The following is a 5,944-nucleotide window of genomic DNA, read 5'->3' as shown; positions in this document are numbered from 1 at the left end:
AACCCGCAACATGTGCGGGTTTTTTTAAAGAGTTAAAGAGCTAATTACTTAGCAGCTTTTTTCTCTTTTTCTGCAGCGATTACTGTATCAGCAACGTTTTGCGGACATGCAGCGTAGTGTGAGAACTCCATAGAGAACTGACCACGACCAGATGTCATTGTACGTAGTGTACCGATGTAACCGAACATTTCTGATAACGGTACGTCAGCTTTAATACGGCTGCCTGTTAAACCAGCTTCTTGGTCTTTCATCATACCACGACGACGGTTAAGGTCACCGATTACGTCACCAACGTGATCTTCTGGAGTGAACACGTCAACATTCATGATTGGCTCAAGAAGTTGTGCGCCCGCTTTAGGGATCGATTGACGGAAAGCGCCTTTAGCAGCGATTTCGAACGCGATTGCAGATGAATCCACGGCATGGAAACCACCGTCGAAAAGTTCAATTTCAACGTCAAGTACAGGGAAGCCAGCTAGAACACCAGTACCCATCATTGACTTGAAGCCTTTCTCAACTGCAGGCCAGAATTCTTTAGGTACGTTACCACCAACAACTGATGATTTAAACGTGAAACCTGAAGCAACTTCGCCTGGCTTGATGCGGTAGTCGATTTTACCGAACTGACCAGAACCACCAGATTGTTTCTTATGCGTGTAGCTATCTTCAATTTCTTTAGTGATAGTTTCACGGTAAGCAACTTGTGGTTGACCAACAATAAGGTCTACGCCGTAAGTACGCTTAAGAATATCTACTTTGATATCTAAGTGAAGCTCACCCATACCTTTAAGGATAGTCTCGCCTGAATCTTCATCAGTCTCAACTTGGAAAGATGGATCTTCTGCAACCATTTTACCGATAGCAACACCCATTTTCTCATTACCGCCTTTATCTTTAGGCTGTACAGCAATCGAGATTACTGGAGTTGGGAATACCATTGGCTCAAGTGTTACTGGGTGCTTAGGATCACATAATGTGTGACCAGTTTGCACGTTTTTCATGCCTACGATAGCAATGATGTCACCAGCTTGTGCGCTAGTTAATTCGTTACGATCATCTGCTTGCATCTCAACCATACGGCCAACACGCTCAGTTTTACCAGTAAACGAGTTAAGGATAGTGTCACCCTTGTTTAGTTTACCTGAGTAAATACGTACGAATGTTAATGCACCAAAACGGTCATCCATTATTTTGAATGCTAACGCTTTGAAAGGCTCGTCAGTAGATACTACTGCGAACTCGCCATTTTCGTTACCTTCTTCATCCATAAGAGGTTGAGGATCAACTTCTGTAGGACATGGTAAGTAATCAACAACAGCGTCAAGAATAAGCTGCATACCTTTGTTCTTAAACGCAGAACCACAGTATGTTGGGAAGAAAGCAAGGTCACGAGTACCTTTACGGATACAACGTTTGATGTCTTCTAAAGAAGGTACTTCACCTTCCATGTAAGCTTCAAGTAGTGCATCGTCTTGCTCAAGGGCAGTTTCAACAAGCATTTCATAATACTCGTCAGTTTTATCTACCATGTCTGCAGGAACGTCTGTGATTTCGTAGTTTTCAGGAAGACCAGTGTCATCCCAAACGTATGCTTTTTTAGTTAAAACATCTACAACACCAACAAACTCATCTTCAATACCAATTGGTAAAGTCATGATTAGTGGAGTTGCGCCAAGTACTTTACGTACTTGCTCAGTTACACGGTAAAAATCAGCACCCATACGGTCTAATTTATTTACGAAGATAATACGTGCAACTTCTGAATCATTAGCATAACGCCAGTTAGTTTCTGATTGTGGTTCAACACCACCAGAACCACAGAACACACCGATGCCGCCATCTAGTACTTTAAGTGAACGGTAAACTTCAACTGTGAAGTCAACGTGTCCAGGAGTATCGATAACGTTAAAGCGGTGATCTTTCCAGAAACAGCTTACAGCCGCAGACTGAATAGTAATACCGCGCTCAGCTTCTTGTTCCATGAAGTCAGTAGTAGATTCACCATCATGAACCTCACCAGTTTTATGGATTTGACCAGTAAGCTTTAGGATACGCTCAGTAGTCGTGGTCTTACCCGCATCAACGTGCGCGAAAATACCAATGTTTCTGTACTTCGATAAATCTGCCATTAATTTTGCTCTTAATAAAGTCGATAAATTATTCCGCAGGAGTATAACATCACTTAAAGCGAACATCACCATACAAGCCGCTTAAAATGCAATCAATTCAACATATTTTTTTTATCGTCAGTATCTATTAAATATCAAACATAACAAAAAAAACGTAAGGCATTGAAATAGATGGAATTTAACATTTAAGCCTTAGGTACAAAAAGTTACTTCGCTATTTTATAGCAACGTTCAGGGCGGCCAATACTGCCATAACTTTGATCCGCTGTTAACTTACTGATTCAAGCAAATACTCCGAGTAACGGCGTGCTGTAGAGCGACTAACACCGACCAAGTCACCCATTTGCTGAGCGGTAAATGCGGTGGTTGCGTGCTTTATAAAAGCATAGTGTATTTTGCAAAGTAAAATGTGTGCCGAGCAATAAGACAAATAGCAAAGCTATTTTTAGAGATAATTAAATACCTTTATGCTTTCATTGTATTTATAACCTATGCATATAAATAATAAGCTAAATTGAGCTGAACTTATTCATTATCATAATTATAGATATAAATATGTGGATGGATTCAATTAACATCTCATTGTCAAAAAAGCCTAAATTTGGTACATTATTCCTTCAATAGTATTTATAAAAACAACTATAAGACCCTACAATGAAATGGAACTTCCTTCGACTCAGCTCTTGGCTAATTGCACTTACCTTATTAATTTCCTCTCATAGTATTTTTGCGCAGCAATATAAAATAGATAAACCAGCTAATTGGGTTAATACACATATTATTGAGCAACCCAAGCATTCCGACATAACCAAGGTACGTGACGGCACACTTTATTTGTTACTCGATAACCAATCCTATATACCGAGCAGACAAAAACAGCAACGCTATACGCGTTTGGTTATGAAAGCTTTAAATCAAAGTGGTGTTGATTATATAAGCCAGCTTAATCTTGATTTTGATCCAAGTTATGAGTCGCTAACACTAAACAGCTTAACGATTATTAGAAATAATGAGCGTATTGATAAGCTTGGCAGCGCGAGAATGACGGTTATACAAGGTGAATCTGAGTTAGCTGATCGTATTTATAATGGTAGCTTATCACTCAACATTATTATTGATGATATGCGCAGTGGCGACATACTTGATTACAGCTACACAGTGGCAGGTAGCAACCCTATATATGCTAATAAATTTAGTACAAGACGCACGCTAAACTGGTCGGTACCCGTAGTGCAACAAAATATGCGTGTACTTTGGGGTAAACAAACGCCTTTACATATTAATACAATAAACGGCACAGCAGATATTCAAGAAACGCTTAACAAATATGGCAAAGATTATTCTATAACTCTTTTTGAAGAACCCTTACTCGAGCAAAATTCTCAAACCCCAACGTGGTACGACCCATATACACAAGTTTACTTTTCTGAGTTTGACGATTGGGGTCAGGTAGTTAACTGGGCATATCCACTTTATCAATCAGCCATAGAAACCCCAAACAGCATTTTGGATGTAGCTGAAGAAATAAAAGCAAAACACACAAAAACATCAGACAAAATTGCAGCAGCACTGCGCTTTAGCCAAGACGAAGTTCGATATTTAGGGCTTGAAATGGGCACTAACTCGCATCAACCAACGTCAGCTTCAGAAACGCTTTCGCTACGATATGGCGATTGCAAAGATAAAACAGTACTGCTTATCTCGTTATTAAAAGCGATGGATATAGAGGCCTTCCCTGCGCTAGTTGATACAGAGGAAACCAAACGTTTAAAAGAACTTCCACCTTCTGCAAGTGTATTTAATCACGTAATTGTTACGCTTAAACAAAACGGAAAACGCTACTGGCTCGATCCTACGGTTAGCTACCAACGAGGTACTCTCGAATATTTAGCACAGCCTGATTATGGCTATGCCCTAATTATTGATAAAGGTGAAACCACTTTAACTTCAATGGCGCAAAAACCTGTACATACAAATGTATCTGTAGAAGATAACTTTTTTATTGCTGAAAAAGTATCTGAGCCATCACGTTTTGAAACCCAGTACACTTATGCTGAATTTGAAGCTATTAACCGAAGAAGCAATATAGCCAGCAGTGGTCTAAATAGCGTTGCTAAATCTTACTTCGAGTATTACCAAGGCTTTTTAAAGGGTCTATCAATCAATGAAGCAATGACTATTAGTGAACAAGAACAAAAGGGTAAACTAATAACCAAAGAATCGTATTTAATTAGTGAATTTTGGGAAAAAACAGACGAAGGCTACGAAGCTAGTTTTTACGCGAATGAAATACAAAATAGCGTTTACGAACCAAAGCAGGTAAATCGCACCGACCCACTCTACTTTGGCTACCCCAATATAATTAACACCACAATAAAACTACATTTTGCAGAAAAAGGTTGGGGATTTGATAGCGATCAACAAGAAATTGATAACGACTACTTCAATCTAAAAACAACTACTGAATTTAATGATAACGTTTTAACACTGAGTTATGACTATTACGCAAAACAAGATCATATTAAAGCCGCTCAAATAGATGATTATTTAGCACAGCGTAAAAAGTTAATATCAGCAACCCATTACCCTATTCTAAAATACGCGGAAACGACCGAAACACCTCAAACAACAGCTGATGTGCTAGATAGCTTTGGTTATAGCTGGCTTAAGTATGTGTTGGCTGGCTATATTTTAGTACTCATATTCTTTTTCGCCGATTGGCGATTAGAGTCAGCAAAAAAAGTGAAATTTGAAGATAGTCCATTTTATGCAGTATCTGTAAGTAAGTTTATTATTTACAGTATTTTAAGTTTAGGCATATTTGTTAACTACTGGAGTTATCGTAACTTTAAAGCCATTAAAGAGCGCGATAACTCAAGTATTATGCCTATTGCTCGAGGTATATTTGCATTTTTATGGTATTACCCTTTGTATCTCGCACTTGCAGAGCACAGCCAACAACAGTTAAACAAAAATAGAGTAATGCCTAACTGGACTGCCTTAACACTCTGGCTAATGGTACTCGCCAGCGCCTTTGCTTATCGTATGGACGAATACGCAACCATAGTGATTTGTATAATGCCATTTTTATGGTTGCCTCTAGTTAGTTACATTGAACAAACCGATACAAGTAAAGAAGCCCTACATTACAACTCGTACTGGCGAATTAGACAGTATTTAATCTCGCTTGCGTTTGCACCTCTATTATTTTTAGGCGTACTTCAAGAAGTAAATATTTTACCCAATGCCGCAATTATAAAAGGCGATAGTTTATGGTCTTACCAAGTACACTTTTTAAAACGTAATCGCCTAACACCTGAAAACGAAGAAATACTTTATTTTTATAGCGATGCAGTATTTGATTACCGAGAAGACGGTAACGGAATAACCGAGAACTATATTTTTAGTTACTACAAAAACGATGACGGCAGGCTTGAATCGGATCTTAGTCACTTTAAAGACATAGAAAAAATAGAAACCACCTATGGTAAAACCAAACTTGATAACACAAGCATTAAAGTAATAAAAACTGACGGTAGTGATTTCTTGCTCATTGTAGGGCGTCTAAACAAGCAGGATAAAGTACTAGTGGAGCAGATTAATTTACGTATAACAGTAAATAAAGTGCGTTAGTGGCTTAAAATATCCAATTAAGTACGAATATTTTTAGCTACTAATTAAAGGCTGTTGATCTTTGGGGGCTAAGACTTTACAAGAGACTATTTGATTTTATATCAAAGCAGTCGCTGTCTTGGAAGGCGATAAAATCATTCCTAGCTTGAATTTATTTTAACTTTGAAAGGTCAATACTTTTA

Annotated in this window: 2 protein-coding genes and 1 pseudogene; 1 reads left to right on the top strand and 2 read right to left on the bottom strand. The window is 38.4% G+C overall.

Annotated features, from left to right (window positions below):
• Positions 1 to 44 precede the first annotated feature (44 nt).
• Positions 45 to 2,129 carry an elongation factor G gene (fusA, locus tag GQR46_RS14950; RefSeq protein WP_165741344.1) on the bottom strand — a complete coding sequence of 695 codons (2,085 nt, stop codon included), beginning with the start codon at positions 2,127 to 2,129 and terminating at the stop codon, positions 45 to 47.
• A gap of 206 nt (positions 2,130 to 2,335) precedes the next feature.
• Positions 2,336 to 2,487: pseudogene (locus GQR46_RS20695) on the bottom strand (two-component system response regulator); the annotation flags it as partial.
• Positions 2,488 to 2,783: 296 nt separating this feature from the next.
• Here GQR46_RS20695 and GQR46_RS14940 point away from each other — a divergent pair.
• On the top strand, positions 2,784 to 5,762 hold the full coding sequence (locus tag GQR46_RS14940; protein WP_165741343.1) for a DUF3857 domain-containing transglutaminase family protein: 2,979 nt from the start codon (positions 2,784 to 2,786) through the stop codon (positions 5,760 to 5,762).
• The last annotated feature ends 182 nt before the right edge of the window (positions 5,763 to 5,944 follow it).

The organism is Pseudoalteromonas sp. Z1A6 (assembly GCF_011378745.1).
Classification (GTDB): Bacteria; Pseudomonadota; Gammaproteobacteria; order Enterobacterales; family Alteromonadaceae; genus Pseudoalteromonas; species Pseudoalteromonas arctica.
Note: the sequence above shows the minus strand (reverse complement) of the source record. Positions and strands in the feature narration are given on the sequence as shown.